A 26,176-nucleotide genomic window follows, 5' to 3' on the forward strand; every position below is an offset into this window, starting at 1 on the left:
TTTCGTATCTGAACTATTTTCGTTTGATCGGGCCTATTTTTTATTTATTCCACTTGACTTTGCTGTTTCCTAGATTCTTTCCGTTGCGTCTACCGAGATGCCCAACGGACTCTGGGAGCTTTTGAAATCTCTGGTACGGAACCGAAAAATCATGAAAATGGTCATATTGTAAAGGGAACAGCGCGAATTGTAAATAAATTCATTTTTTGTGTTGCAAACGTATTAGTTTTATACCTATAAAATGGAACGGCACTTACAGACTCAGGCATACAACTTTGACCGGGTACTTCGATATAGCTTATATGCGGCTTTAATTTTCTTTGTGATCATGCTCGTTAGCACACTACTAATTCGCAATATTCATCCTTTATGGAATGCAGTTGTAGTCATAGGTTTCCCGTATTCATTATTTGTATCAAAAATAAAATCCAGAGCAGATGATATGATTTTTGAGGAAAACCAAATCATTGTGAGCGGGAAAAACATTGCTATTCAAGATATTGAATTCTTTCGCATATTTGATTCTTTAAGGTTATATTTTGTATTGCGAATAACAAAAATAGGTCAGCAGTATATTCACTACCTTCCAGTTTCGGCAAAGCAAGATCTGGAAAACTATTTTGAAAAAAGAGAGGATAAGGAGCAGGAAGGGATCTTTTGATTTTATTGCCAAATATTATTGCTTATTATATGTTTTACATGGTATTTCTAGGATTACTTATTCATTAGGTACACAACTGTATTATTATTTGCACGATTTGCAGGTTTTTGATAAAGAAGGGAATAGTCTTGGCGTTAACGATAAAATTACGATATCTTTCGAAATGGAGCTGGATACCAGGCGTCCGCCGAGAACGGGAATCAAAAAATTAGAGAAAGATGAAAATGGCCATCCTAAAATAGCTGAGCAGAAACCGGCGTACTATGGAGATGGTCCATCGGATAATATTATCGAAAAAGTGAAGTAATTGTTTTTCCTATTGAATCAGGTATAGAGTGATATTAAAACTTAAAATTTGATTGTTATGCTGGCACTCGAAAATTACAAAATACTGCTGTTCGTACTCATACTACAATCCTGTGGGAACCATGCTCAGAAATTCAGGGACAGTACCGTACATTTTACTGATGATGACACCGGAATTGTAAAATATAAGAGTGACTCAACCAATGAATTGGTTTTAAACTTCCTGGATCACAGTTATTTTTATAAGGAAACAAACTTACCATTAAAAGCAGGTGAGGATGTGGGATATGAAAATCAATCCAGGGGTACATTTGCAATCAAAAATGATACGTTAACTTTTTTTTCTTCAATGCCGTCTCAGATCGATGTTAAAACGGATTGGTCTACGAACGCAGAATTTTTGCCCTTGTATCAAACGCATGAGAAAATTGATACTAGTAGTGTCAAAATCTATTTTGACAATATTGCTGAACCGCAATATTATCAGGTGTTTGAGTTTAAAAATGGAGAATTTGAAAAGCTGAGGGTGAAAACCTGTGAAATAGATGGAGACTTTGGTGCGATAGAGACCGCAAAAGATAAGATCCCATTGCATCAGTATTTAGTTATTGAAAAACCTCGAAGCAATAAACTTTTAATTATCGACAGTCTGCAAACGCAGGAAAGTTATTTTTTTGATTTTGATCACATCCCTTTTCGCTCTTTTCATTTTTACACACGGTCATATTGGAGTTATTACGATTTTACGGGCTTAACATTTGTCCGCACGGACAAGAAACTTAAGCTAATTGATAAAAATAGGTTGGGGCGTTACAAGCATTCTATCATAAATTCGATATTTTTAAAACAATGAGGGATTAAAGGTGCCAACTACTGTTAAAAGCGGTTATTCTTCTATAAGAATAGGCTGATCGTGTAAATTATTTGGATAGAAAAGGTAGATTTAGGCTATGAATAAGGAAAAACATTATTTGGATATAAACCGAATGTCCTGGAACAATAGAACAGATGCACATCTTAATTCTGAGTTTTATGACCTTCCCGGCTTTCTGCGGGGGAGAAACTCCTTAAATGAGATTGAACTGGGCTTGTTCGATAACCTTGAGGGCAAAACTATTTTGCATTTACAGTGTCATTTTGGTCAGGATACCATTTCACTGAGTAGGCTTGGCGCGGAGGTGACGGGAGTTGACCTATCCGATAAGGCAATAGACAGTGCACAAAAAATAGCTGAACAGACAAATGCTAATGTCCACTTTATCTGTTGTGACGTATATGATCTACCGAATCATCTAGATCAGCAATTTGATCTTGTTTTTACGAGTTATGGTACAATTGGCTGGTTGCCAGATTTGAATAAATGGGCACAGGTTGTTTCCAGATTTTTGAAGCCCAATGGGAAATTTGTATTTGTTGAATTCCATCCCGTTGTTTGGATGTTCGATGATAATTTTGAGAAGGTTGGTTATAGGTATTTTAATTCAGGAGCTATTGTAGAGACAGCAACTGGCACCTATGCGGATAAAAATTCAGCTATAAAACAGGAATATGTGATGTGGAACCATAGCATAAGCGAAGTGGTCAATAATTTGATCAGAAATGGACTCCGTATAACACAACTTGACGAATTTGATTATTCCCCTTATAATTGTTTTAAAGGGACTATTGAATTTGAAAAGAATAAATATCGGATTGACCAGCTAGAAGACAAGATTCCAATGGTTTATGCTGTTGTGGCCATAAAAGAATAATGTCTGTTTTTTATAATCAAAAGAAAAATTATGATTAAGGTATTTATCGCAGGAGCAACAGGATGGGTGGGGACTGAACTAAGTAAAAGGATCGTAGAGGAAAACGATTTACAATTGGTGGGGGGCTTGTCCAGATCCCGAAATGGGGCTGATTTGGCTGAAATTTTACAATTAAAGCGGGGCCCAATTCCATTGTTTGATACTATGGAGCATGCTCTTGACCGAGTGGATTTTGACGTTATGATTGATTTTACCAAACCAGAAATTGCAAAAGACAATGTGATTGCTGCATTGAACCGGGGTAAGCGGGTTGTATTGGGAACATCAGGATTGTCTGATTCGGATTTTAAAGAAATTGCGAAGGTTGCAGCTGACAATAGTACCGCTATTCTGGCTGCAGGTAATTTTGCAATTACGGCCGTGCTACTACAAAAGTTTGCCGAGATTGCGGCTAAATTTGTTCCTCACTTTGAAGTTATAGATTACGCCTCAGGAGACAAGCCTGACGCACCAAGTGGAACTGTCGCTGAGCTCGCTTATCGTTTGTCCGCGATTCGGACACCTGATCTGACAGTAGCAATTGAAGATACCATCGGACGGAAAGATGCACGCGGTGCAAGTATAAATGGTATACAGGTACATTCGGTGCGATTACCGGGCCATATCCTCGGAGTAGAGGTGATATTTGGTGAAAAGGATGAGAAGCTGATCCTACGGCATGATGCAGGAAATGGAGCAGAGCCTTATATAAAGGGAGTTTTTCTAGCCGTCCAGAAGCTATCCACCTTTACCGGCTTGAAGCGGGGACTTGACACAGTTATGGATATTTAATTGCTGTTGCGTTTTTCCACAAGGATGATGTTTTGTGTGTAACTAAAAAAATTAGTATTATATATTTCTGTTTTGTATATTTACATGCTTAATTCACACATGAAAGCCTAGCGATAGTCTAGCGTTAGATTGGCGGTAACGGTATATTGGTTTACATGCTTTTAGATAAGCTGAGCATTTTTTTGATAGATTACTAAATTTTGAGTTGCTTTTCATGGAAGAGACGATCGGACAGTTAAATACATCCTACAAAGGGCAGATATTTCGCATTACATTTAAGGAAAAGGATTTTCAGGTTCAGCTTTTAAAAAAAAGCCCTACAAAAGAGGAAACAGAGCTGCAAGTATTGTTAGATGGCGGGCTACAGACATTGGTAAAGAAAAAAGAGAGATGGTTTTTTCTGCAACATGATTTAGATCAGGATCTGGCAAATCACATCTGGCGAGCCATCTCTCTCCGGTATAGACTTTGATTTATATCAAAGTTAGCTTGCTTAATTTACCCCCGGCGTGATGAGCTCGGTTGTAAGACTTAAAAAACGGAGTAGGTTATTTTTGTCAAAAATTAGTGTAGCATAATGCTTTCCTGTTTTAAAGGTGAGTCTCGTGCCGTCCGGAAATGTGCTTCCTTCCTCCATTTTTTGTTTTCTAGCAGCATATTTACTAAATTTCGCTGTACTCTCTTCCAAGGTAGTTTTGTTGATTACAAGATCGAAAGGAAGTCCCGCTACGATGAGCGGTTTATCGTCCGGAATGTCAAAAAATATTTCATTAATAGCATTATTTTTTCCAAGACTAGCATACAGTTCCAGCCCGGATTTTGTTAGCCATTTAGCGTATTTTTCTTCATTTGCATCTTCGTAGTAAATGGTCTTCGTGTTTAATGCGGTTTCAATCTTCTGTGCTGTTTGCGGAAAAATAAATTCTGAATTCTTATTTAATAGCGAATTTAAACCTGCATTGTTTTGCGAAAATGCGCTGAAGGTCAATAGCAAAAAGAACATATTCAATGTTAGTGTTTTTACTGTCATAACGATACTTTTAAATTTTTGAAAATATGATAATTAAAGATATTAAAAAATCAGTTAAATGAGTAAAAAGAAAAGAATTGCAAAATAGGCTGATATTGTTCTCGATTCCGGTTATTAACAAATAACTAAGCTTAAGCGCCCGATGTATTTTTAGGTACCACTATCGCTATATTGATGAGCTGCAAGATATTTCTTTTGTCTTTAGAGCATTGAGATATATTCTGACATCCGCTTCAAGTTTTGCGGGATATTCATAGGTTAACTTACGTGCAAGCTCCCTGCCGATGGCTGCGACGAGGTTTGCCATTGCAAATAATGCCGTCCAGTTTTCGTTTATATCGCTGCCTGAAAAGGTTTGGATTACTTTCTCCCAGGTCTGCTGGGTCAAATATTTCTCAAATAAACGCCCGTGTTTATTGGTTGTAATGTTCCAGCCATGCTGGCTCGCGATATACCACTCAATTAATGGTACCAAATAATCGGTACGTATATTGTCCTCGGACATAAATTTCGCATAAAAAATATCCTTTCTGACGAGGCATTTGGCTACATAGGTGCAGTCCCACCAAAAGTCATTGAGTAGCTGTCTGAATTTTTGCTCGGTAGGTTTTTTTATGATTGACACCCGATAGGAGGGTTTTTGGATCGCTTCCGTTATCCCCTCTTTGTCAAGGAGTACTTGATAACCAATATCCCAATCTTCACATAACGGGCTTTGGCGTACCTCTTCCAAAAAATTAGGCTTACTATATAACTTAAAATCAACTTTTATGTGATCTGTATATAAAACCATTTTCATGGCATGTTTGCTATCAAAGTAGCTTTCATCCTCTTCAATCATGGCTATAGGAGAGCCAAAGTTATTTAGCCAATTCTTATCGGCGACATACGTGGTATTGTCATCAAATACAAGTTCGATGTCTAAATCACTTAATTCATCAACTGGTGCCAGTGGATTTACTAAGGAGCTCGTTAGGAGAACTGCCCGAATATCCGTATTGTTTTTTGCCCAATCCATAATCTGCTGTAATTTTTCTGCTCGAGTTTGCATATTTTTAGTTTATTTATGGAGAATAATCCCGTTCATTTCTAAAGAAGCACGACTTACGGCCGTTGGCATCGCAAAGGTGTTGGAACGGCGAACATTAAAAATATACGAAAAAATTGAGAAATAATGATAATAAGGCCAATTAGTATTAAGATACCTAATCTTATCAAGAGATGTTTTTTTATTTGTTTATCTCTCAAAATAGGTGCACGAATGAAGAAGACCGTTTCTGCAAAGTAAGCTATGATGAATATAATCCCTATAAGCTGTCGGAATGTATAAGATATATTAAACCAACCATTTGTATAGAGTGACCCTATAATTAGTGTTGATAAAAGAAAATAGCCTATCGTTTTATAGTTCATGTGGTAAAATAAACGTTTTGCCCATACCGGATGACGCAAGCCTTTTTGTTGGAAAGAATTCACTTTCTAATAGCAATTTAGGTATAAATCACAATTATAGCAAAAATAGAGATTGAAGATTAATGCGCCAAAAAATGTATGAAGATATTAGTCCTTGAAATAAAAATTGTAAACGATTACTAATGACAGTATTATTTAATGGGACTGGTTGTTTTATTGCTTTAATTTGCATTTTTTGCAATATTATGCAATAATATGCTTCTATTTTGATTTATTATTGATAGTTTTGTACGACTAAGCCTAGACAAGTCTATCGCTATACTATTTTAGTTTATCTCAAATTATATGGAAATTAAATCATTACCCATTCGTCCGGATACAGCGAGAAATGCTGTCAGGTTTATCTTTTTTGTGTGTGGGTTGGGACTCGCCAGTTGGGCACCTGTCGTTCCTTATGTTAAGCAACGGCTTGGAATAGATGATGGTGTATTGGGACTTTTGATGCTTCTTATCGGCGGCGGAGCTCTTTTTATTATGCCATTTTCAACCATCCTTCTGAATAAATTTGGAACAAGAAAAATTATCTTTCTTTCGGGTATCACGCTCGCATTGATACTGCCGATGTTGTTAATTGCTAATTCCATCATAACAATGGGGATTACACTATTCTTTTTTGGTATGTGTATGGGAGGAATAGAAGTTTCCGCAAATGCGCACTCAATCCTTATCCAGAAACTCTTTGATCGGCCGATCTTATCCGGTCTGCACGGTATCTTTAGTGTGGGAGGATTAACGGGGTCGCTCGGATTAGGGCTGTTGATAAAGTTAGGGTTTCAGGCTACCTATGCCATGTTATTGATCTCCTTACTGATCGTTGTAATTATGTTCGTCATGTATCGTAGGTTGTATGCGCATGATGATGAAATACGCATTAATAGTCATCATGATGACAAGAAAATGGCCGCAGGTCAGTCCAAATGGGCTGGTTGGTTCAATTTGCATGTTTTATTTCTGGGCATGCTCTGTTTTTGTGCTTATCTGTCCGAAGGTTCAATGTTGGATTGGAGTGCGGTATTTTTGCATGAGGAAAAAAATGCACCGCTTGAAATTGCGGGGATAGGGTATGCTGCCTTTTCCATCGCCATGGCAACAATGCGACTTTTTGGCGATGTACTTGTTGTCCGGTTAGATCATCGGGTTGTTGTGGTCGGAGGGGGACTCTTAGCGGTATTCGGTTTGCTGGTAGCTGTTTTATCACCTTCTTATTGGGGTGCATTAGCCGGATTTATCCTATTGGGCTTTGGTGCCGCTAATATTGTTCCGATTTTATTTAGTCATGCCGGAAATTTAAAAGGGGTTGGGGCATCAGCAAGTATTCCGGTTATGTCAACATTGGGGCACTCGGGACAGTTGTTGGGCCCCGCCTTGTTGGGTGGAGTTGCCCAATTTTATGGAATTTCAGTCTCGCTTATCGTCGTTGCTTTTCTTATGCTTTCACTTTCCGTGTCTTATTGGATTTATTGGAAATTCCAGGCTAGAAAATAAATTCTTGCAAACTATAGCTGGGCAATTACCTCTTGTGATTGGCCAGCTATAAATACTCAGTTGAACATTTTATTTTGCAGGTCAGCAACAAAAAAACGATGTGCATCAGTCCAGTTCTTCAACCGTTCAAATCGGTGCTCATTGACATTGTGAAATGTATTAAACATAAGCCCTTTTCCAGAAAAACTGTCTAGATTCTTTAGATGATCGTCAATAAGAAAATCGGTGTCGATAATACCTTTATTCCCACAGAATACGATGTTCTTCCACGAGATAAATGGAAAATATTCTTGTAACCATTCCCGTTTCTCTAAAAGACTATTGGGAAATTCCATTGCGGCAGATACGACAAAAATCTCATAATAGTTTTGTAATTCCTTCACCACGTCTTGTGCATCTTGTGCAACAGGAATACTGCGGAAAAAACCTGGTGTATGCAAATACCGTAAGACTGCCGTCTGATCAGGTAAACAATCCGCTTCCTTCAGCCCTACGATATCGTTTTCATTTATCCGTATACCCGTTTCTTCAAAATAATGTGAAAGATAGTGCCGTTGGATGTCTGCAAGTACACCGTCCATATCAATGGAAATTGTCTTTTTTATCATAAGTTTTATCTTTATTATTGCACAAATGTAATTATATAATTGCAAAATATTGCAATTATAGCAAATTTTTGCAATTCATTTTATTCTAGTAAATCTATATATTTGTTCCTATGCTAAAGTACGATCGTCTGCAAACCATTTTAGATATCACCAATAGGGAGGGCTCGGTTTCATTTCAAACCTTGAGCAAAAAGCTTTCGGTATCCGAAGATACCATACGGAGAGATATCAAGGAATTGAATGATCGGGATCTTCTTCGCGCAGTACGGGGTGGAGCTCACAGCATTGTGCAAAAAAAATATCATTATCGTGATCGCGAGAAAGCAGGGTTGGAACAGAAAAAGATTATTGCACAAAAAGCTTTATCATTAATAAAAGATGATCAGGTGCTTTTTTTCGATGGGGGTACATCTATCTTGGAGTTGACTAAAATTTTACCAAAGGATCTTAAAGTCACTATCATTACGAATAGTTTTCCTGTCGCGAGTGTGATCGAAGACCATCCTTTGATCGATATCATATTTTTGGGAGGCCGACTTTATAAGTCCGCCTTTACCACTTTTGGCAATACTACGTTGGAAAGCATTGCCAATTTTAAAGCTGATTTATACTTTTTGGGCGTTTGTTCAATTACTCCTGAAAATTTGTCCTGTAATTATCAGGAAGATGCTGAAACGAAACGGGCAATGATGAAACAGAGTGTTCGCATCGTTGGATTGTGTACTTCCGATAAGTTTGATACTGAGTCAAGCTTTATCATCGATAAAACCAAAAAGCTTGATATCATTGTGACAGAACATGAATCAACGAGCCCTCAGATGCGTAAATATATCGCTCAGGGGATTGAGCTGCTTTAGACAAACAATGATGTCGCAGTTTTTTTGCTACATCATTGTTTGTTATCATAGCTATTTTGCGGCTTTGATCTGAATGTCCAATGTAAATTCGTCCTCAATAGCCCGATTTCCGAGGTCAGAGAAAAAGCTGGCTGAACGATATTGGATATCAAAATCCAGTCGATTTACCTTCACACCCAATGCTTCAGCCGAAAGCCCATCGGTGGTGCTGGTTACTTTTGCTGGAAAAGATATGGCTTTCGTTTTGTTTTTGATTGTAAGATTACCTGTGATTATTGGAGTAGCCTTGCTGTTATCCACTTTGGCGATAACGAATTTTGCCGTTGGATATTTAGACACATCAAAGAAATCTTCGTTTTTAAGATGACCAGTTAGTTTTGGCGCATCAGTACAAGCCATAGAATTCATATCAATGGTAAATCCACCTCCGGTAATTTTACCTTTATCAGTTTGGATCGTTCCCTCTTTCAAGGCTATGGTACCGACATGACCACCGACGACTTTCTTTGCCCCCCATTTGATCGTTGACGTTTGTGTATTGACTTTGTACGTAATTTTTTGCGCAAAGGCAAAGGTGGAGCTACAGATAATAGCCATGAATAATAAGGTTCTTTTCATAGAAATGATTTGTTTAAAATCAAATATACAAGAAACGAGACATATTCATGTAAATAACATCTGTCTTAGTGAACTATTGTCTTTCTAGTGATCCAATATATTGATATCTATTAATGAAAATACCTGTAGGGGTTGCCTTTGAATCGATAAAAGCGAGTTTTTGCGCATTTACCTTGTCTGACAGTAAGCGTTTGCCATGCCCCAGCAGAACCGGGTAAGTAATGAGCACGACCTCGTCGACGAGACCTCGTTCAAGTAAAAGGGAGGTCAGTGTGGAACTTCCTACAACGATCAGATCGGGACCGTCTGTTGATTTAAGTGTATGAATTGCAGTTTCAATGTGGGTGCCTAAATTTTTTACAGGTCCCCAGATTAAACTGTCGGGACGGTGAGTTGCGACGTGTTTCGTAGCAGCATTTATTGCATTGGCCATTGGAAAATTGCCTGCATTGGGCCAGAAGCTGCTAAAGATATCATAGGTCTGACGGCCCAAAAGAAGGTCAAAGTCAGGTCCATAAGTCTGAAAGAGCATTTCCGCTCCCGCGGGACTTCTATAGGCTGTTGTCCATGCACCGTAAATGTAATCTCCATCATGTTCGATGACGCCATCAAGCGAGATGTGTTCGAAAATTCTGATCTTTCTCATTGTCTCAAGTGTTTGATTATTAATCCAAATTTAGTGAAGTTTAGAAATGCGAATGCGGTGCAATCGCGACAATATAAGGGGTGGAATGTGTAACTTTAATACATAAGATACCTCTACATGTGGATTTGAAGTCTCCATGTGCTACGGTAAATTCGGCGATGCAATCAAAAATAGTGCATATATGGAATTTTCACCTTTCAACAATGTTGTTAAACTTTGTCTTCAGGGAATGAACATGGAAGAAACTAAACAGCCAGAAGAAGCCCTTAAATTATTTCTGCAGGCCTGGAATGAAGCTACGAACCATCACGAACACTTTCTTGCAGCTTATTATGTAGCCCGGCAGCAAAAAACTGCTTCAGACAGATTAACATGGCTCGAAAAGGCCTTGATACATGCGTTAAAACTAAATGACGATACAGTTAAGAGTGCGCTACCAAACCTGTATCTGAAGCTTGCCAAATGCTACGAAGATCTGGGAGATAGCGAAAAGTCAGTTGGATATGCTGAGTTGGCTGCAACCCTGAACGAAAAACCATCGGATACCGGGCCTTTTTACCATGGCACCAAAGCTGACCTAAAAGTAGGCGATCTATTGACTGCTGGCGGGAATTCGAATTATCAGCCTGAACTGACCATGAATCATATTTATTTTACTGGTTTAGTTAACGGTGCCGGACTCGCTGCTGCTTTGGCAAAAGGAGAAGGCCGCGAACGTGTCTATATTATTGGACCGATGGGCATCTTTGAAAATGATCCGAATCTAACAGATAAAAAATTCCCGGGTAATCCGACGCGCTCATACCGATCCACAGCTGCTTTGAAAATTGTTGGTGAAGTAAAAGACTGGGACAGACCGAGCCCGGAAGATCTTCAAAGATTTCGTGAGCGGCTGATCACAGGGAACGGTGAAATAATTAACTAAATCTGTAGTATTTAATGGGCGACCGATCTAACTTAAATAAATTTTTGTGGACGAGCAAACAGCGAATGGACGGAGAAAAGCTTACCTGGACCCATAAAGAAAGCTCATGAAAGTCATTAGGATTAGAAGGTTGATTTTGAAACGGATTAAAATTTGAAGGGAATCAAATTGACTATTCAATACTGCTGACCCGAGAACATTTTTTGTGTTTTCATTGTTTGTTCAATGTCAATAATGTTTGAAAGATTCTTTATTTGGGATGGTCTCACATTAACTTCGCACATCGTAGTGAAAGGATCTTATCTATTGGAATAGGTGATTTAGATCCGATTGGTGTTTTATAAAAGTACAAAAGAATGATTAAATCAAAAGGTTACGCGGCGAAAGACAATAATTCTCCGCTTGAATATTGGGAATTTGAAAGAAGAGAACTTGGTTCAAATGATGTGTTAATCGATATCTTGTATAGCGGTATCTGTCATTCTGATATTCATCAGGTCCACGACGAATGGGGTGGGACGCAATATCCGATTGTTCCGGGGCATGAGATCGTTGGCCGCATCAGTGCGGTAGGCAGCGCGGTGACCAAGTTTAAAAAAGGTGATCTCGCTGGTATAGGTTGTATGGTTGCATCCTGTGGTGAATGCGACAATTGTAAATCGGATCAGCAACAGTTTTGTTCGGAGAAGAAAACGGTGTGGACGTACAACAGTACGGATGTGATGCACGATCACTCCTGTACATATGGGGGCTACAGCAACAATATTGTCGCCGATGCGAATTTTGTTTTGCATGTGCCTGAGTCGCTTGATATCAAGAAGGTGGCCCCTTTACTTTGTGCGGGGATTACCACATACTCACCATTGAAAAGATGGAATATCAGCAAGGGACATAAAGTTGGTGTTTTGGGCTTAGGCGGTTTAGGTCACATGGCTGTGAAAATCGCTGTTGCCATGGGAGCAGAGGTGACGATGATTAGCCATTCGCCCCGAAAAAAAGCAGATGCGGCGCTCTTAGGTGCCCATAAATTTTTAAATACGCATGAATCTTCGGAGCTGAAGGAGTTTTCTACTTATTTTGACTTTATAATTGATACGGTTTCTGCACCGCATGATTACAATCTCTATCTAGGACTGTTAAAGACCAAAGGTGTATATATCTGTGTCGGTATCCCAGCAGCACCAATGGAAATCAATGGACGCTCTATTATGGGGGGAAATAAAATTTTAACTGCATCCAGTATTGGTGGAATACAGGAAACACAAGACATGCTTGATTTTTGTGCAAAACATAATATTCTTCCGGAAACAGAATTGATTGACATCGATTATGTAAATGAGGCTTACCAACGCGTATTGGACAGCGATGTAAAATACCGGTTTGTTATCGATATGGCATCACTGGATAAATAATGACCGCGATCTTTATATCGATCGAAAGTTATCATTGATCTGCATTTAATTTTGAGGTATCATGCTATAATTCATGAATTATAGCATGATACCTTGTTCATGACACCTTATTTTTTAAGTGGAATATCGTAATCTCAGGCATTATCCCCACTCTGCTTGGATAATCTAGGTAACCAAAACCAACGTTCACATAAAGTGATTGATGTTTCTCCTGATACAGTCCGGCCCATTCAGGATATGTATATTTAATTGGACTCCATTGATGATCGGGATTGCTATAACCAAATTGTCCACCATGTGTGTGTCCGCTGAAGGTAACATCGATCATTGGATATTTTGGTAATATTTCAGCTCTCCAATGAGAAGGATCATGTGAAAGCAATAAGTTGATAGGTGAAGAGGGGGCTACTTTAGACATAGCTAGGTCAAGATCTCCATAGTTGTGCGAGTTGTTTACACCCCAATTCTCCACACCAATGATCGTGATTTTTTCGTTATTTATGCTAATATCCTTAGATTCGTTTAGTAGAAGATGCCAACCAAGTTTACGATGGATATCTTTTACATTGGCCAAGTTTTGCTCTTTCGTCAATTTAGGCTCACGATTAAAATGAAATCTATTAAAATGATAGTCCCCATAATCATGGTTTCCCAAAATAGAAAAAACGCCCAATGGAGCCTTTAATTTATCAAATATGGATAGATAGTCATCCATCTCCTCAGCGAAGTCATTTACCAAATCACCGGTAAAAAAGATCATATCAGGTTTTTGAGAAAGTAAAAGGTAAACACCTTTTTTTACCGCATTAGAATCATAGAGACTACCAGCATGTATGTCCGAGATTTGAGCGATGGTAATGCCTTCGAAAGATTTTGGAAGGTTTGATAAAATTAAATCAATATGTTTGATCTCGTAGTCATAGAGATTAAACATAAATCCGCGGGTCAATGCGACTAAGGGAATACTGCTCAGAAGAATTCCACTTTTGAGAATAAAATCGGATCTCCCTATAGGCTTATTGTTGGGATGTGGATCTGCTACTGTCCTTTTTTTTGTTAAGTGTTTGCTAATATTTTTAAAAATCAGTGATAGTACATCCGCACCAATAAAGAAAAGCAGGAGCATTTTTCCCAGTAATAAGGAAATAGGAAAGAACGTGAATAAAGCGGTAAAAAAATTGCTCCATTCAAAAAATAAATTCAAAAATATACTTGCATATGCGGCGATATTCAGTATCCACCAGATGATGTCACCAAATAATAAATGTGATCTCCTTACAGTCAGCCGGCGTAGCCTTAAGTATATTAAAATATCTAGGAGAAGCAATATAGTGATAATTTTTAGGTAAGCGTATAACTGTGGAATCATATAAAAATTTGCCTCATAATTGGGAATAAACCCGAAAACAGATTGATATACCTAAAGTACTATTTTTATGTTAAATCTTCGTGTCATTTGTTTTGAGCGATAACAAAATATTCGAATAGAATACTAAAACTTAGGTTATAATTAGAGGTACTTTGGATTAGATCTTGTCATAGGACAAGCACTTCGACTAATTATTTTACTATTTTGTCTTTAATCAAAAACAAAAAAATGAGTACAAAATTTGAAGCAGGGATTAATATCGCTATAAAGATTCCTAAAAGTAAATACGAAAAGACAGTAGCGTTTTACAGAGATATCCTGAAATTGCAAGTCGAGGAGAAGCCTATCGATAATCCAACTGTCTCTAGCACCCATGAGGTGAAATTTGGAAATAATATTATCTGGCTAGATTGTGTTGACAATTATACCCATTCCGAAACTTGGTTGCAGCTTACTGTTCCTAATATAGCTGAAGCGACCGATTATCTATTGTCAAATGGGGTGGAAACTTGTGACGAAATCGAGGAACTACCCGAAAATATGCATTGGATTACGGATCCTGCAGGTACAGTGTTCAATTTACAAGAAACTCCATAATAACTTAGTTGAACGTTATTTTATTTTTCGATTGTATGTATTTTGTTGATTTTCAATGGTATTTGCGTATCCCAAAAGATGAAAGTGAGATAAAATAACGATGAGCACAATGATGGTCGGAAGAAAGACATATGGAAATTGCAAAACAGCGATATTAGGTTGATCAAAAGCCATTGCCTGTAAAGGTAATGGCGACGATAATATGCCAATAACGACGACCTTCAACAACGAACAGATTCCCAGAATATTCCAGGCTTTGAAAAGCACAGATTTCAGTGTTTTTGGATTTAAACTACTGAATACTAAAAATAAAATGGCAGTGATACCGAAAAAAAGATCGTAATTCCATCCAAGAAAAGTCATTTCGATGGGAAGCATATTATGTTTAAAAAGTTGGAAAATAGTGAACTCAATAGGGATTCTAAAGATATGAATACCTAATAGGTAGTAAACGTTTGAATTGGCATTTTTTGATAATCTGTAGTAGCTTATACTGAGTAAGAGAATACTTACCAAAATAAGTATAAAAGAGGGCGGAAATGCTAGGAAAACGTTTAGCGATGAAACTGCGGAGAGCGCCAATGTCCATACTATAATAGGAATGATTACCATTTTATTAGGGGAGGCCAGCCCAAATAAAATGATGCATGACAACGTGAACACTGAAAAAAAGATGTGCATAGAAAAGTGGATTTGTGGTATAAAACTAAATGAAATTTTTGTTACGCTACTTGCCCTAAGGCAAGTAATTTTATGTTAAGAAATTATACCACAACTTGATCGTACCATATAGTAGGATTGTTTCTTGGGTGAGAATGAAGTCGACATATGCTATTTATCAATTGTTTCTTGTAAATGGTTTAATGTCAATTATTATTTGTATCTTTAAGAAGAAGGTTTACTACTTACATAACCCATTCGGTAAACCCAATATGATAAAAACTTCTTGTTTTATCTTTAAATTTCCTCAATTACACAATTTCGAAATTTTTTGTTTAGAACCAACCGCAATAAAGTAACACCCATAACTTTAATATATTAATGCTTATTGGGTATCCATCACAATATAAAGTTTATAGATCATGAGTAAAGATCAAAAAAAGGAAAAAAGCACAAAGGAGAAAACGCAGTCCTCTTATCAGAAAGAGAAGGACTCAGTTTCCAAAGATTTAACAGATAATATCTTCCGAAAGAAAAAGAAATAAGCAATTTTTAGAAGATTGTTTAGCTTAAAATAATGGTAGATTATTAATTTGGAGCGAGTATAAAGGATGGAGTATTAGACCATGCTTTTGCTCGCTTTTTTAATATTATATATTTCGTTCGTTATATTTACTTCATTAACAGGTTGAAAACCAGTGGTTAATCAGCGGAGAGTGTAAAGGATCCATAGGCCGTCAAAATTTATAAGTAAACGCATTAATATTCATCCCAGCACCTACTGAGGCAAACAAAATTATATCGCCTTTTTCAAGTGAATGATCTTCAATCTTTCCTTGTATGATTAAATCATATAGGGTTGGAATTGTTGCCACACTACTATTCCCAAATTTATGGATTGACATGGGCATGATGCCTTTAGGTGCTTGCATATGATATAAGCCATAAAATCGTGAAATTATAGCCTCATCCATTTTCTCATTAGCCTGATGAATTAATATTTTTTTGATTGAAGTAACATCTAAATTCGCTTTCTCCACGCAAACTTGCATTGCTAATGGCACTTTATTTAATGCGAATTCATATATTTTTCGTCCCTTCATCTTAATGTAACGCGTACCTTCTTGGTGCTGGCTGTTAAAGGAACTTCCGAAATAAAGATAATCAGCCTCATCATATGCATAAGTTGCACTTTCAAAAGACAGCAATCCTGCTTCGCCAGTAGTTCCCTCGACAATAACTGCACCAGCGCCATCAGCATATATCATAGAATCACGATCGTATGGATCCACGACACGCGAGAGTGTCTCGGTGCCGATGACCATACAGCGTTTTGCCATTCCCGATTTAATAAATGAATTTGCTTGTATCATCCCTTCGTTCCATCCTGGGCAGCCGAATAGAAGGTCATAAGCGATACAACTTGGATTTCTTATTCCTAATTTTTTCTTCACACGTGTGGCTAAACTTGGTACGGTATCCGATTGAGTTGTTCCGTACTGCACATCGCCATAGTTATGTGCAACTATGATATAGTCAAGCGTTTCCTTATCCACTTCAGCATTTGAGATTGCTCGCTCTGCTGCGATAAAAGCTAGATCAGACGCCACTTGATTCTTACTTGCGTAACGGCGTTCCGCAATTCCAGTAATATCTTTAAACTTACCTATAATGGATTCTGGATATTTAATCGGTTCACCAGTTTCATCCAAAAAAATACGATCTTCAAAATGCGAGTTGTTTATTACATTGTCCGGAAGATAGCTGCCTGACCCAATAATTTTCATATTCATAAATGTCCTTCCGTTCTCAATTTTCGTGTTATCATTTATATTATTCATCGTGGAAAACGTAGCGGTTGCTTTTCTATGCCCAGTGATATATGGCTTCGATGCACACTTTTTTTACTGAGCCTTCCTTTATTTAATTTACTAAAAAAAATTATAATATCCAATACAAGCTAAATAAAAAGGAAAATTGTCCTCGCTTTTAAACTATATTTTTTTTTCAAACTATCTGCCTAAAATAGATATCAAATTTATAATGAGCGAACAAATACACACTGAAAATGTTTGTACTTAGAAAAAATGCTTACTCCATTTAAATTAAGAATAACGGAATTGAATAGTGATGGTTTCATGTCCACCTAAATACTAGCTGCTGCATTGTATAATTGTAAAATAAGTTAGATATAAGCTTTTTTTGAATGCGCAAAATGACTACACTATCCCAGTTTGATATTTGTGACAACGAAAAAAGAAGAACACGGTAAGCAATAGTTTGTTGGACTTGGAAATGTCAATGTAGTGAGCAGACAGGTGAATCGTACATCAATTTACAATTTCGTAGCAGGTTATTGAAGAGCATTTACTTACAAGATGCGAATGGCTTAGTGACAAGATGTTCTATAGTCAGTAGGTGTTTTTCTAGTCCATTTTTTAAAGGCGCGAACGAAAGCACTCGGTTCCGCATAACCCAAAATGGTTGATATTTCTTTTACAGAGGAAGTGCTGTTCCGCATATAATGTATGGCTAGTGACTTGCGAACCTCTTCAACAATTTGTAAATATGACGCACCTTCATCTTTGAGCTTACGTTGTAAAGTCCTTACACTTACATTGAAGTTTCCTGCTACAGCCTCTATTGAGAGGGAATAGAGGTAGGAGTTGGTAATAAGATAGTTAAATATTCTTTTGGAAAGAGATCCGGACAACTCCTTTGGATTTTGTAATTGGTTTATTTGGTTGATTAGCAAAGTCTGTATCTCGTAATTGGCGGTAATAATTTGAAAATCCAGGTATTCCTTTGGAAATTCAACGATATAATGAGCTGATTTTCTGGCCGGACATTGTAAGATTGTTTCATAAGCCAAATGGTGTTCTCTATCGAAATTAGGTAGGCCTACCATGGAAGGTTTCAGATTTTTAAGAAGTAGCCCTTTTAATTCATAGATTGTGAGCGCGATTAAGAAGTCTCCGATTTGCATTTGGGTAGTAGGTAAATGATCAAAACCTTCATTTTTATGGTATGTGATTCCACATGTTTTCTGACTTAAGTCTATTTCCATTGAATAAAGATCCGTGACGAAATGCATGAGCGATCGTACTTGAAGCAGTGCATCTCTCACGGTGCTGCTTGTCTGAATGATCTGTCCTACAGTGTTTAGGGCTGCCAACTGCATGGTTGCTCCAAAATGTAGGCCTATCAGTTTATCTTTGGAAAGTTCGACAATATTCTTCCATAGGTTTTCGATCTGCTGATCAGTAATCGCAAATTTGCGACTATTCATTAACTGAGCAATTGAAAAGCCCGATAATGCGACAATTTTAGTGCTATCCAAACCTCGATCCTCACAAAAAGCAATTAAGGCTTGCAACATGATCTGTTTGTAATTCATGTTGTAAATGTACTGATATGTTTTATAACCTGTATCAGTTTGTCGTATAATGTCAATACCTTGTCGTCTATAGGTAACTCAACGCTATGAATACTGCAGTACTTTTGAAATAACAAAAAAAGAGAAACTATGACACTAAAAAATGTACTGCTGACTAATGCGGTCAGCTCAGGAATGACAGGAGTTTTATTGGCCACTCTGCCATCTGTATTTACACAGTTATTTGAAATAGGGGATAATACCCCGTTTATCATGGTGGGTATTTTCCTTATCGTGTTTTCACTATTTGTTTTTGCCACGGCTATGAAGGGAAATATCCCGATAGGCTGGACCAAGTTTATCATCACACTGGATATCATTTGGGTAATTGCTAGTGCTATTGCGATTATCATCTTGTTTTCTACCATCAGTACAATAGGATCTTTCATGATCCTGGCCGTTGCCGGATGGGTTGGGATGATGGCTTATTTACAAAGTAAAAACTTAAACAGGATTTGAGATGCAAGATATAAACATATTTATCGCTAATTTCTTAGGGTATTTGCAGCGAAGAGAGTTAAACAATCTAGTAGATCTTTTTGCAGACGAATTCGATCTTGAAATTCCTGGAAATACATCCAAGATAAAATGGTTGGGAAGGAGACGTTCAAAACCGGAGGTGAGACAACTTTTCAAATTGCTGTGGTCAGCTGTAGAACCCGTGACTGCCGAAATACAAACGATATTGACCAATGGAGATCAGGTTATTATAAAAGGAAATTTCACCTCCAAGATGTTGGAAACGGGAAAGTTGGTCGACTCCATTTTTTTTATTCACATGAAGATACACAATCACAAAATCGTTGAATACACCTTGTTAGAAGATAGTTATGCTGTTTCAGAAGCGCTGCAATAAAATTGAGATCAACTTGGTCTCTAACTATTTTTATAACCGTATTAATTATGATTTTGGAACAATAATATGAAGTTAGAGTCGATGAGTTATTTATCAATGTGTCGGTAATATCCTGATACTGTATTTAGGACAATATCGTTGCTTTTAGCGTAACGGAATAAATATTTTCAAAGTTTAGCTGAGATTTGACAAAATATTCTCAGCTAAATTAGCGATTTCTTGTGTACAAATTCTATTCGTTTACTTAACTTAGATACACATGAACTTATTAAAATTATTCGATTTTAAGAAGACAGCAATAGCAGTCTTCTTATTGGTTATCACGGGATTCACATATGCGCAGAATAAAGATAGAAGACCCAATATTGTTTTTATTATGGCAGATGATCTTGGTTATGGGGATCTTGGTGTCTATGGTCAACAAAAAATTGAGACTAAACATATAGATTCATTGGCTCGTAGGGGGATGAAGTTCAATAACTTTTATGCAGGTACCTCTGTCTGCGCTCCTTCACGATCTGCCCTAATGACGGGACAGCATACTGGCCATACTTACGTTAGGGGGAATAAGGAAATCGAACCCGAGGGGCAGCAACCGCTGGCAGATTCGGTGCAGACTATTGCGATGTTATTGCAAAAAGCGGGTTATGCGACTGGGGCTTTCGGAAAATGGGGCTTAGGAATGGTGAATACCACTGGGGCTCCGGATCAGAAAGGATTTGATGAGTTTTATGGTTACAATTGCCAACGTCAATCCCACCGTTACTATCCTACCCACCTTTGGCATAATAAAGAACGTATTGAGCTTGAAGGTAATGGATTATTGGCAAAAGGCCAGTATGCACCGGCTTTGATCCAAGAGAGAACCCTCGCCTTTATTGATGCGAATAAAGACAAACCTTTCTTCCTCTTCGTACCTACCGTGCTGCCCCATGCCGAACTTTCTGGCCCAGAAGATGGGTATTATCAGCAGTATGCCAATTCATTTGATGAAAAACCACATAAAGGAAATGATTACGGCCCAAAGGCAACTGTTCCAGGTTATGCTAGTGTAGAGAAACCGCATGCAATGTATGCAAGTATGGTAAGTCGCATGGATGCTTATGTTGGTCAAATTGTAGAAAAACTACGTCAAAACCAGTTGATTGACAATACAGTCATCATATTTACAAGTGACAACGGCTCGCATAAAGAAGGAGGAGCAGATCCTAATTTTTTCAATAGTTCTGGAGGTTTGCGTGGAAATAAGCGCGATTTGTATGAAGGGGGTATCAGGACACCGTTCATCGCCTACTGGCCGGGGAAAATAGCGGAGGGAAAGACATCAAACTATCTGGGAGCTTTTTGGGATATTATGCCAACGATGGTCGAACTCGCTGAGGCAGATAAACCCAAATATACAGATGGGATTTCTTTTGTCCCTACTTTATTGGGGCGCAACAAACAACAAAAACAACATGATTATCTCTATTGGGAATTCCATGAAGATGGTGGACGTCAGGCCTTACGAAAAGGCGACTGGAAACTCATTTTGCAGAAAGTAACTACTGGTACTCCGGCTAAGGAACTGTACAATCTCAGGCAAGATCCAAAAGAACAGAACAATGTAGCGAACAGCAATCCGAAAAAAGTACAGCAATTGCAACGCTTGATTGAGAAAGCGCATGTAGAGAGTGCTATCTTTCCGTTGACGGCTAATACTAAATAAAAAATAAGTCATTTACAAAAAGATTTGGCAAACGGAATAAATCTGGCCGCCTGGGACATCCAAGCGGCCAGATTTATATGTATGACATTATTTTTTCTATAGGTTGCTTATTATTCTCGTATCGTCCGTATCTTAATGGCGTTAATTTTTCTGTATGTCAATTAATATTTTGACTTCGGTGGGATCATTAACCAAAGCTTCAAATCCTTCCGAAACGATATTGTCTAAGATTATTTTGCGTGTCACAAGTTTTTCCACTGGCATACGTCCACTATCGATAAGCGCGATAACCTGGGGAAAGATATTACGATAAGCAATAATACCTTTAATTGTGATTTTCCGTTGCAAATGAAAACTTCATTGATTTTTCTGGATAGGTTTCCATACTCTTACGGCTGGTATTTTTGATGATACTCTTTAAGCTGACCCGATCACCTAATTTAAAATAAGCTTCTACGGTTTGATAATCCAATAGATAAGGGCCACAAAAGTAATTTCCATTCGCATCTTTTTCTATGGTTCCTTGATAAAGGCCCGCTTTTGTTTCTTTTGGCATATTGTGTTTAATTTTGAAAACAAATGTAGCAAGAGTAATTGGTAATTCAGAATCAATAGTAATATTCGCTTGCTGATGGCTTAATCAAGCAGTACTACTTACCAATCATGAGGAATCAGAAAAGCAGCCATATCATTCAGGTTTCTTCGATATTAGGTTTAGCAAACTTAGCGACAATACCATTTGTAAAACAACAGTACGATGAGAAGCTAATACTTTGACAAGAAGGGATTGAAGTTGCCGTGACGGCTCACGGTTAAATACCCCTATTATATTATCAAAGTTCCTATAGCCTGCTAAAGGAGTGTATTCTGCAATTGGGTACGCTCTTTTTTTTGTTTGGTAGGATGTAAAGACGCAAACTTCAAAAGGCTATAGGATGGAAAATCAACTTAGGCCGTTTACAAAGCTAAGAAATAGCATGTATACCTTTGTTTCTTTTAAGATATAAAATATAAAGAGATGGACCGTAACAATTATCAAGGCGATTGCAACATCCAGTCGGGTTTTAGTGCATTTGTTTTAATTTTATTTAGTATTTTAACCTGCTGAATATTAAAGCATGAGTTAAAAAGAATATTATTATGATAAAGACTTTTTTTACCATTGCCGCTTGCCTGGCTATATCATTTGTTTTTGCTCAAAAGCCGCAGGTAAAGGTTGACGAGGGAGCTATAGAAGGAATTACGTTGTCCAGTGGAGTGGAAACATTTCGTGGAATTCCTTATGCAAAACCACCCATAGGAGATCTTCGCTGGAAGGAGCCACAACCAGCCGATCATTGGACAGGAATTCGTAAGATGGATGGTTTTGGAAGCTCACCGATGCAGAAACCAATCTATGGTGATATGAGATTTCGCTCACCGGGCATAAGTGAAGATTGCCTCTACCTGAATGTTTGGAGACCAAAAGTAGGAATCACAGGTAAACTTCCCGTTTTAGTTTATTTTTATGGTGGTGGTTTCAATGCGGGAGATGGATCAGAAAACCGTTACGATGGCGAGAGTTTTGCCAAAGCAGGGATAGTTGTTGTTACAGTCAATTACCGTTTGGGAATCTTTGGTTTTTTTGCCCATCCAGAATTGACCAAGGAATCACCGAGACATGCCTCGGGAAATTATGGTCTTTTAGATCAGTATGCTGCATTAAAATGGGTTCAAAAAAATATATCTGCTTTTGGTGGGGATCCTGATGAAATTACTATTGGTGGGGAATCAGCTGGAAGTATGTCTGTATCTGCCCAGATGGGTAGTCCTCTTTCTAAGGGATTGTTTAAGCGTGCCATTGGTCAAAGTGGAAGTGTTTTTAATTTGAGATATGGTACTGTTTCCCTTGTAGAACAAGAACAACAAGGTATCGCATTTGCCACCAAGGTAAATGCGCAAAACCTTAGTCAGTTGCGTAAAATTCCTGCAAATGAACTACTAGACCGCGCAAGTGAGCCCGGTGCTTTTATGACACGTTTGATCGTAGACGGCTATTTTTTTCCTAAATCACCACTTGAGATATTTGAAGAGGGAGAACAGTCGAAAGTTCCTCTGCTTGCCGGCTGGACCTCTACAGAAGCTCCTTATGCTGCCTTCATGGGAAAATCCTATCCATCACCGGACAACTATGAAAGGTTAGTACGAGAGCAGTTCGGCGCTAAAGCTGATGACGTACTCAAATTGTATCCCGGAAAAACAGAAAATGAGGTTATTAAGTCAGCCACTGCCCTGGCCAGCGATAATTTTATTGTTTATAGTACTTGGAAGTGGCTCGAGCTACAACGAAAGAATAGCGGTCAGCCAGTATACGTCTATACGTTTAGCAAGGCACGCCCGCCGATGAGCCCAGCCTATAGCGATGTGCAGACAGGACTTGCTGGAGGGATAAGTAAAAAATCTGCCAATGCTACGGACAAAGGGAACCTGCCGCCAGCTCTACTGGGAGCTTCTCATGCCAGCGATATCGAATACCTATTGGGAAACCTGAAGAGTAATGATGTTTTTGCTTGGACGGAAGAAGATTACAAAGTATCACAGCTCGGACAGGGCTATTTTATGAATTTCATTAAAACCGGCAATCCCAATGGGGGGGATCTTGCTATATGGCCAAAAACCACAGCTACAGACAAGCTTATGAATATACTTAACTTAAATGTTGAGGCACAGGCATCTCCTGAAGAATTTAGAGATAGGTATCTTTTTCTTGATGGTTTATTTGTCGAAAAGGAACATCAGGCTAAGGTGGGTAAGTAGATTGTTAGTATTACCTGGTTAAAAAGAAAAATATGGCAAAAAATAGAAATTCATATGATTTCCAAAAAGGTTGAAACGCTAAAACCTCGAATACTGGGAAATGCGCTTTTAAGTTTCTTTGCTAAATACTTAGCGTTAGTTTGAGTTATCATATTCTATGAAATGTTTGTTTGCTGCATGCAATGGAATGGTGATTTGCAGCGTTCAATTGCATTTATAAAATAGAAGATATCGCTTAGGCAGTTTAAATGCTTTCGCGCAATCCTTTTGATCATACAGTTACTTGCAATGAGCAACCTTTTTGCTAATTTGCACAACTGTCAATACAAGGGATATTGATCGGTAAAAAATACTAGAGAAGCAATTTAATAGCAATAATGCACGCAAAGTTTATCGAACTTATTACACAACATGTGGCTCTTTCTGATTTGGAAAAGGATCTGTGCAAGCGTTTTACGGAACCCGTTTTGTGCTCCAAAAACCATATCCTCGAAGAGGAGGGAAAGATTCCAACATATTTATATTTTGTTGTATCGGGATTTGTTCGTTTGTTTCATTATAATGATAAGGGTGATGAAGTGACTACACATATTAACTGCCCGCCGGGTTTTATCACCTCGTATATAAATTTCAATAGTCAAACCCGATCAGATGAAAATCTAGAATGTATTACCGAATGTGAATTATTGCGCATTAGCAAGAAAAACCTAGACCTTTTAATACAAATACCTTCATTCAAAGATTTTAGCATCTATGTGTTTCAGGAGTCATTGTCGTATAATGAGCAAAGGTCGAAGGAGCTTGCAACTCTTACTGCAGACAAACGATATCTGAAATTGATGACAGAGCATCCGGAATTATTACACAATGTACCAATGCAGTATATTGCTTCTTTTTTGGGTATGAACGCTAAAAGTTTGAGTCGTATCCGCAGAAATATCATTAAGTAACATTTGTGAAGCGATTTTAAATTTACGAGGTGGAACTTTGCCTTATCATTTAAAACCATACACATGACAAATAAAAATTTGGTATTGGTGTCCGGCGCTAACGGACATTTGGGCAACAATCTAGTAAGACTATTAATAAAAAAAGGCTTTGACGTACGCGCTTCGGTGCGTAATAATAGAAACTACAATTGTTTCAAAGAGCTGAATTGCGAAGTCGTCCATGCAGACATTACTGACAAAGCTTCTTTCGTACGAGCACTTAATGGCGTTGAGACCTTCTATGCAGTAGGTGCAGCTTTTAAGCTATGGGCTAAAGATCCTCAGCAAGAGATCTACGAGGTGAATATGCAAGGAACACGTAATACTATTGAAGCTGCTGCTGAGGCTGGAGTCAAAAGAATCATTTATGTGAGTTCCATAGCAGCTTTGGACTACAATAATTTGCCAATTAAAGAAAGTAATGGTTACAACTCTGATCGCAGGGATGCCTATTATAATTCTAAGAATGATGGAGAAAGACTGGCTTTTAAATTGGCAGCAGAACTCGGTGTAGAACTGGTTTCCGTAATGCCGGGAGCGATGATTGGCAGTGAGGCCTTTCTTCCTCTAAATGTTTCCTACAGCGTGTTACGATTGATTTTGACCAAACAGATTCCGGTAGACACTGGTATTACTCTTAATTGGGTAGATGTAAAAGATGTAGCCGAAGGTTGCTACCTAGCGGCAGAGAAAGGGAAAACGGGAGAACGGTATATACTTACCAATGAAAAGTGTATGAGTATTACAGATACCACCAAATTAGCACAAAAACTTTATCCTGAACTAAAACTTAGTATTCCGGCCGCTGTTCCTAAGTTTGTGCTTTACGCGATTGCCGGACTAATGCAATTTATTGCAAAGCTAAAGGGGAACCCACCATTGATCACCATTAAAGATATTGCTATGTTTTCTGGTCTCCAACAAGACTTTGATATTTCTAAGGCTCGAATGGAACTAGGATTTAATCCAAAAAGTAGCGAACAAGCAGTTAAAGAAGCACTTGCTTATCTTATGCAGCACAAAGAGCTGCTTTAGCATGCTTTATGATTTTAGTTGTATTGGCATCGCGAGGTATTCGACCGATGAATAGGATTATTAATGAGAACGATTGCGTAGAAATCTCGAACGGAAAATCTAAATAATAATTATCTTGGTGTGATAA

The 26,176-nt window shown here is 38.0% G+C and carries 29 protein-coding genes; 18 read left to right on the forward strand and 11 right to left on the reverse strand.

Annotation, left to right across the window (positions count from 1 at the left end; all coding sequences use genetic code 11):
• The first annotated feature begins 241 nt into the window (after positions 1-241).
• The 6 genes from HPC41_RS17510 (at position 242) to HPC41_RS17535 (ending at position 4,021) form a co-directional block, all read left to right on the forward strand.
• Positions 242-661, forward strand: coding sequence for a hypothetical protein (locus tag HPC41_RS17510; protein WP_172395298.1), 420 nt, complete (start codon positions 242-244; stop codon positions 659-661).
• 88 nt (positions 662-749) lie between these two features.
• Positions 750-968, forward strand: a complete 219-nt coding sequence (locus tag HPC41_RS17515) for a hypothetical protein (RefSeq protein WP_172395299.1) — start codon at positions 750-752, stop codon at positions 966-968.
• Positions 969-1,025: 57 nt separating this feature from the next.
• A complete protein-coding gene (locus tag HPC41_RS17520; protein ID WP_172395300.1) occupies positions 1,026-1,820 on the forward strand; it encodes a hypothetical protein in 795 nt (264 codons plus the stop codon).
• A gap of 97 nt (positions 1,821-1,917) precedes the next feature.
• Positions 1,918-2,718 (forward strand): class I SAM-dependent methyltransferase, encoded by an 801-nt coding sequence (locus tag HPC41_RS17525; protein WP_172395301.1) that lies wholly within the window; start codon positions 1,918-1,920, stop codon positions 2,716-2,718.
• A gap of 30 nt (positions 2,719-2,748) precedes the next feature.
• Positions 2,749-3,549 carry a 4-hydroxy-tetrahydrodipicolinate reductase gene (gene dapB / locus HPC41_RS17530; RefSeq protein ID WP_172395302.1) on the forward strand — a complete coding sequence of 267 codons (801 nt, stop codon included), beginning with the start codon at positions 2,749-2,751 and terminating at the stop codon, positions 3,547-3,549.
• Between the two features lie 214 nt (positions 3,550-3,763).
• Entirely contained in the window at positions 3,764-4,021 is a 258-nt protein-coding gene (locus tag HPC41_RS17535) for a hypothetical protein (protein ID WP_172395303.1), read from the forward strand.
• A 21-nt stretch (positions 4,022-4,042) separates the two neighbouring features.
• Here the strand turns inward: HPC41_RS17535 and HPC41_RS17540 are convergent, their stop codons facing one another.
• Together HPC41_RS17540 and HPC41_RS17545 are read right to left on the reverse strand one after the other, a co-directional pair.
• Positions 4,043-4,579, reverse strand: a complete 537-nt coding sequence (locus HPC41_RS17540) for a hypothetical protein (protein WP_172395304.1) — start codon at positions 4,577-4,579, stop codon at positions 4,043-4,045.
• Between the two features lie 166 nt (positions 4,580-4,745).
• On the reverse strand, positions 4,746-5,630 hold the full coding sequence (locus tag HPC41_RS17545) for an AadS family aminoglycoside 6-adenylyltransferase (RefSeq protein ID WP_172395305.1): 885 nt from the start codon (positions 5,628-5,630) through the stop codon (positions 4,746-4,748).
• Between the two features lie 707 nt (positions 5,631-6,337).
• On the opposite strand from HPC41_RS17545, the gene HPC41_RS17550 reads away from it, so the two are divergent.
• On the forward strand, positions 6,338-7,537 hold the full coding sequence (locus HPC41_RS17550; RefSeq protein ID WP_172395306.1) for an MFS transporter: 1,200 nt from the start codon (positions 6,338-6,340) through the stop codon (positions 7,535-7,537).
• A 56-nt stretch (positions 7,538-7,593) separates the two neighbouring features.
• Here HPC41_RS17550 and HPC41_RS17555 read toward each other — a convergent pair whose 3' ends face one another.
• Complete coding sequence (locus HPC41_RS17555) at positions 7,594-8,145, reverse strand: 5' nucleotidase, NT5C type (protein ID WP_172395307.1); 552 nt, start codon at positions 8,143-8,145, stop codon at positions 7,594-7,596.
• 110 nt (positions 8,146-8,255) lie between these two features.
• Between HPC41_RS17555 and HPC41_RS17560 the strand changes: the two genes are divergently transcribed.
• The gene (locus HPC41_RS17560) at positions 8,256-9,002 is read left to right on the forward strand and encodes a DeoR/GlpR family DNA-binding transcription regulator (protein ID WP_120257019.1); all 747 of its coding nucleotides are present in this window, start codon (positions 8,256-8,258) and stop codon (positions 9,000-9,002) included.
• Positions 9,003-9,053: 51 nt separating this feature from the next.
• Here the strand turns inward: HPC41_RS17560 and HPC41_RS17565 are convergent, their stop codons facing one another.
• Entirely contained in the window at positions 9,054-9,620 is a 567-nt protein-coding gene (locus HPC41_RS17565) for a YceI family protein (protein ID WP_172395308.1), read from the reverse strand.
• Positions 9,621-9,693: 73 nt separating this feature from the next.
• The gene (locus HPC41_RS17570) at positions 9,694-10,266 is read right to left on the reverse strand and encodes a dihydrofolate reductase family protein (protein WP_172395309.1); all 573 of its coding nucleotides are present in this window, start codon (positions 10,264-10,266) and stop codon (positions 9,694-9,696) included.
• Between the two features lie 511 nt (positions 10,267-10,777).
• Here HPC41_RS17570 and arr point away from each other — a divergent pair.
• Complete coding sequence (gene arr / locus HPC41_RS25830; RefSeq protein ID WP_420240184.1) at positions 10,778-11,191, forward strand: NAD(+)--rifampin ADP-ribosyltransferase; 414 nt, start codon at positions 10,778-10,780, stop codon at positions 11,189-11,191.
• Between the two features lie 356 nt (positions 11,192-11,547).
• A complete protein-coding gene (locus HPC41_RS17580) occupies positions 11,548-12,603 on the forward strand; it encodes an NAD(P)-dependent alcohol dehydrogenase (RefSeq protein WP_172395311.1) in 1,056 nt (351 codons plus the stop codon).
• Positions 12,604-12,700: 97 nt separating this feature from the next.
• On the opposite strand, the gene HPC41_RS17585 is transcribed toward HPC41_RS17580, so the two are convergent.
• Positions 12,701-13,972, reverse strand: coding sequence for a metallophosphoesterase (locus tag HPC41_RS17585; RefSeq protein WP_216660812.1), 1,272 nt, complete (start codon positions 13,970-13,972; stop codon positions 12,701-12,703).
• A gap of 228 nt (positions 13,973-14,200) precedes the next feature.
• Between HPC41_RS17585 and HPC41_RS17590 the strand changes: the two genes are divergently transcribed.
• Complete coding sequence (locus HPC41_RS17590; RefSeq protein ID WP_172395313.1) at positions 14,201-14,569, forward strand: VOC family protein; 369 nt, start codon at positions 14,201-14,203, stop codon at positions 14,567-14,569.
• A 15-nt stretch (positions 14,570-14,584) separates the two neighbouring features.
• On the opposite strand, the gene HPC41_RS17595 is transcribed toward HPC41_RS17590, so the two are convergent.
• Positions 14,585-14,947, reverse strand: a complete 363-nt coding sequence (locus HPC41_RS17595; RefSeq protein WP_172395314.1) for a hypothetical protein — start codon at positions 14,945-14,947, stop codon at positions 14,585-14,587.
• A gap of 704 nt (positions 14,948-15,651) precedes the next feature.
• On the opposite strand from HPC41_RS17595, the gene HPC41_RS25610 reads away from it, so the two are divergent.
• A complete protein-coding gene (locus HPC41_RS25610) occupies positions 15,652-15,774 on the forward strand; it encodes a hypothetical protein (protein ID WP_281358831.1) in 123 nt (40 codons plus the stop codon).
• Between the two features lie 192 nt (positions 15,775-15,966).
• Here the strand turns inward: HPC41_RS25610 and HPC41_RS17600 are convergent, their stop codons facing one another.
• Complete coding sequence (locus HPC41_RS17600; protein WP_246250829.1) at positions 15,967-17,070, reverse strand: 3-oxoacyl-ACP synthase III family protein; 1,104 nt, start codon at positions 17,068-17,070, stop codon at positions 15,967-15,969.
• A 548-nt stretch (positions 17,071-17,618) separates the two neighbouring features.
• Positions 17,619-18,626, reverse strand: a complete 1,008-nt coding sequence (locus HPC41_RS17605) for an AraC family transcriptional regulator (RefSeq protein ID WP_172395315.1) — start codon at positions 18,624-18,626, stop codon at positions 17,619-17,621.
• A 129-nt stretch (positions 18,627-18,755) separates the two neighbouring features.
• Here HPC41_RS17605 and HPC41_RS17610 point away from each other — a divergent pair, with 129 nt between their 5' ends.
• The 3 genes from HPC41_RS17610 (at position 18,756) to HPC41_RS17620 (ending at position 21,229) form a co-directional block, all read left to right on the forward strand.
• Positions 18,756-19,124 (forward strand): hypothetical protein, encoded by a 369-nt coding sequence (locus HPC41_RS17610; protein WP_172395316.1) that lies wholly within the window; start codon positions 18,756-18,758, stop codon positions 19,122-19,124.
• A 1-nt stretch (position 19,125) separates the two neighbouring features.
• Positions 19,126-19,521, forward strand: a complete 396-nt coding sequence (locus tag HPC41_RS17615; protein WP_172395317.1) for a nuclear transport factor 2 family protein — start codon at positions 19,126-19,128, stop codon at positions 19,519-19,521.
• A gap of 259 nt (positions 19,522-19,780) precedes the next feature.
• A complete protein-coding gene (locus HPC41_RS17620) occupies positions 19,781-21,229 on the forward strand; it encodes an arylsulfatase (protein WP_172395318.1) in 1,449 nt (482 codons plus the stop codon).
• Positions 21,230-21,370: 141 nt separating this feature from the next.
• Here the strand turns inward: HPC41_RS17620 and HPC41_RS17625 are convergent, their stop codons facing one another.
• Both HPC41_RS17625 and HPC41_RS17630 read right to left on the reverse strand, forming a co-directional pair.
• Complete coding sequence (locus HPC41_RS17625) at positions 21,371-21,577, reverse strand: hypothetical protein (protein ID WP_246250831.1); 207 nt, start codon at positions 21,575-21,577, stop codon at positions 21,371-21,373.
• Positions 21,555-21,785: a hypothetical protein gene (locus tag HPC41_RS17630; protein ID WP_172395319.1), complete on the reverse strand. Its 231-nt coding sequence runs from the start codon at positions 21,783-21,785 to the stop codon at positions 21,555-21,557. Before HPC41_RS17630 ends, HPC41_RS17625 begins: the two co-directional genes overlap by 23 nt.
• A 584-nt stretch (positions 21,786-22,369) precedes the next feature.
• Between HPC41_RS17630 and HPC41_RS17635 the strand changes: the two genes are divergently transcribed.
• The 3 genes from HPC41_RS17635 (at position 22,370) to HPC41_RS17645 (ending at position 26,049) form a co-directional block, all read left to right on the forward strand.
• Complete coding sequence (locus HPC41_RS17635; protein ID WP_172395320.1) at positions 22,370-24,025, forward strand: carboxylesterase/lipase family protein; 1,656 nt, start codon at positions 22,370-22,372, stop codon at positions 24,023-24,025.
• Positions 24,026-24,402: 377 nt separating this feature from the next.
• A complete protein-coding gene (locus HPC41_RS17640) occupies positions 24,403-24,975 on the forward strand; it encodes a Crp/Fnr family transcriptional regulator (protein ID WP_172395321.1) in 573 nt (190 codons plus the stop codon).
• 63 nt (positions 24,976-25,038) lie between these two features.
• Positions 25,039-26,049, forward strand: a complete 1,011-nt coding sequence (locus HPC41_RS17645; protein ID WP_172395322.1) for an NAD-dependent epimerase/dehydratase family protein — start codon at positions 25,039-25,041, stop codon at positions 26,047-26,049.
• The last annotated feature ends 127 nt before the right edge of the window (positions 26,050-26,176 follow it).

Origin of the sequence: Sphingobacterium prati (genome assembly GCF_013167215.1) — a bacterium.
Lineage (GTDB): Bacteria > Bacteroidota > Bacteroidia > Sphingobacteriales > Sphingobacteriaceae > Sphingobacterium > Sphingobacterium prati.

What these genes read in the sequence shown, in the direction of transcription:
- HPC41_RS17510 (WP_172395298.1), top strand. Translation starts at nt 242, where the DNA reads ATGGAACGGCACTTACAGACTCAGGCATACAACTTTGACCGGGTACTT.
- HPC41_RS17520 (WP_172395300.1), top strand. Translation starts at nt 1,026, where the DNA reads ATGCTGGCACTCGAAAATTACAAAATACTGCTGTTCGTACTCATACTA.
- HPC41_RS17525 (WP_172395301.1), top strand. Translation starts at nt 1,918, where the DNA reads ATGAATAAGGAAAAACATTATTTGGATATAAACCGAATGTCCTGGAAC.
- dapB (WP_172395302.1), top strand. Translation starts at nt 2,749, where the DNA reads ATGATTAAGGTATTTATCGCAGGAGCAACAGGATGGGTGGGGACTGAA.
- HPC41_RS17535 (WP_172395303.1), top strand. Translation starts at nt 3,764, where the DNA reads ATGGAAGAGACGATCGGACAGTTAAATACATCCTACAAAGGGCAGATA.
- HPC41_RS17540 (WP_172395304.1), bottom strand. Translation starts at nt 4,579, where the DNA reads ATGACAGTAAAAACACTAACATTGAATATGTTCTTTTTGCTATTGACC.
- HPC41_RS17545 (WP_172395305.1), bottom strand. Translation starts at nt 5,630, where the DNA reads ATGCAAACTCGAGCAGAAAAATTACAGCAGATTATGGATTGGGCAAAA.
- HPC41_RS17550 (WP_172395306.1), top strand. Translation starts at nt 6,338, where the DNA reads ATGGAAATTAAATCATTACCCATTCGTCCGGATACAGCGAGAAATGCT.
- HPC41_RS17555 (WP_172395307.1), bottom strand. Translation starts at nt 8,145, where the DNA reads ATGATAAAAAAGACAATTTCCATTGATATGGACGGTGTACTTGCAGAC.
- HPC41_RS17560 (WP_120257019.1), top strand. Translation starts at nt 8,256, where the DNA reads ATGCTAAAGTACGATCGTCTGCAAACCATTTTAGATATCACCAATAGG.
- HPC41_RS17565 (WP_172395308.1), bottom strand. Translation starts at nt 9,620, where the DNA reads ATGAAAAGAACCTTATTATTCATGGCTATTATCTGTAGCTCCACCTTT.
- HPC41_RS17570 (WP_172395309.1), bottom strand. Translation starts at nt 10,266, where the DNA reads ATGAGAAAGATCAGAATTTTCGAACACATCTCGCTTGATGGCGTCATC.
- HPC41_RS17580 (WP_172395311.1), top strand. Translation starts at nt 11,548, where the DNA reads ATGATTAAATCAAAAGGTTACGCGGCGAAAGACAATAATTCTCCGCTT.
- HPC41_RS17585 (WP_216660812.1), bottom strand. Translation starts at nt 13,972, where the DNA reads ATGATTCCACAGTTATACGCTTACCTAAAAATTATCACTATATTGCTT.
- HPC41_RS17590 (WP_172395313.1), top strand. Translation starts at nt 14,201, where the DNA reads ATGAGTACAAAATTTGAAGCAGGGATTAATATCGCTATAAAGATTCCT.
- HPC41_RS17595 (WP_172395314.1), bottom strand. Translation starts at nt 14,947, where the DNA reads ATGCTTCCCATCGAAATGACTTTTCTTGGATGGAATTACGATCTTTTT.
- HPC41_RS25610 (WP_281358831.1), top strand. Translation starts at nt 15,652, where the DNA reads ATGAGTAAAGATCAAAAAAAGGAAAAAAGCACAAAGGAGAAAACGCAG.
- HPC41_RS17600 (WP_246250829.1), bottom strand. Translation starts at nt 17,070, where the DNA reads ATGAATAATATAAATGATAACACGAAAATTGAGAACGGAAGGACATTT.
- HPC41_RS17605 (WP_172395315.1), bottom strand. Translation starts at nt 18,626, where the DNA reads ATGAATTACAAACAGATCATGTTGCAAGCCTTAATTGCTTTTTGTGAG.
- HPC41_RS17610 (WP_172395316.1), top strand. Translation starts at nt 18,756, where the DNA reads ATGACACTAAAAAATGTACTGCTGACTAATGCGGTCAGCTCAGGAATG.
- HPC41_RS17615 (WP_172395317.1), top strand. Translation starts at nt 19,126, where the DNA reads ATGCAAGATATAAACATATTTATCGCTAATTTCTTAGGGTATTTGCAG.
- HPC41_RS17620 (WP_172395318.1), top strand. Translation starts at nt 19,781, where the DNA reads ATGAACTTATTAAAATTATTCGATTTTAAGAAGACAGCAATAGCAGTC.
- HPC41_RS17630 (WP_172395319.1), bottom strand. Translation starts at nt 21,785, where the DNA reads ATGCCAAAAGAAACAAAAGCGGGCCTTTATCAAGGAACCATAGAAAAA.
- HPC41_RS17635 (WP_172395320.1), top strand. Translation starts at nt 22,370, where the DNA reads ATGATAAAGACTTTTTTTACCATTGCCGCTTGCCTGGCTATATCATTT.
- HPC41_RS17640 (WP_172395321.1), top strand. Translation starts at nt 24,403, where the DNA reads ATGCACGCAAAGTTTATCGAACTTATTACACAACATGTGGCTCTTTCT.
- HPC41_RS17645 (WP_172395322.1), top strand. Translation starts at nt 25,039, where the DNA reads ATGACAAATAAAAATTTGGTATTGGTGTCCGGCGCTAACGGACATTTG.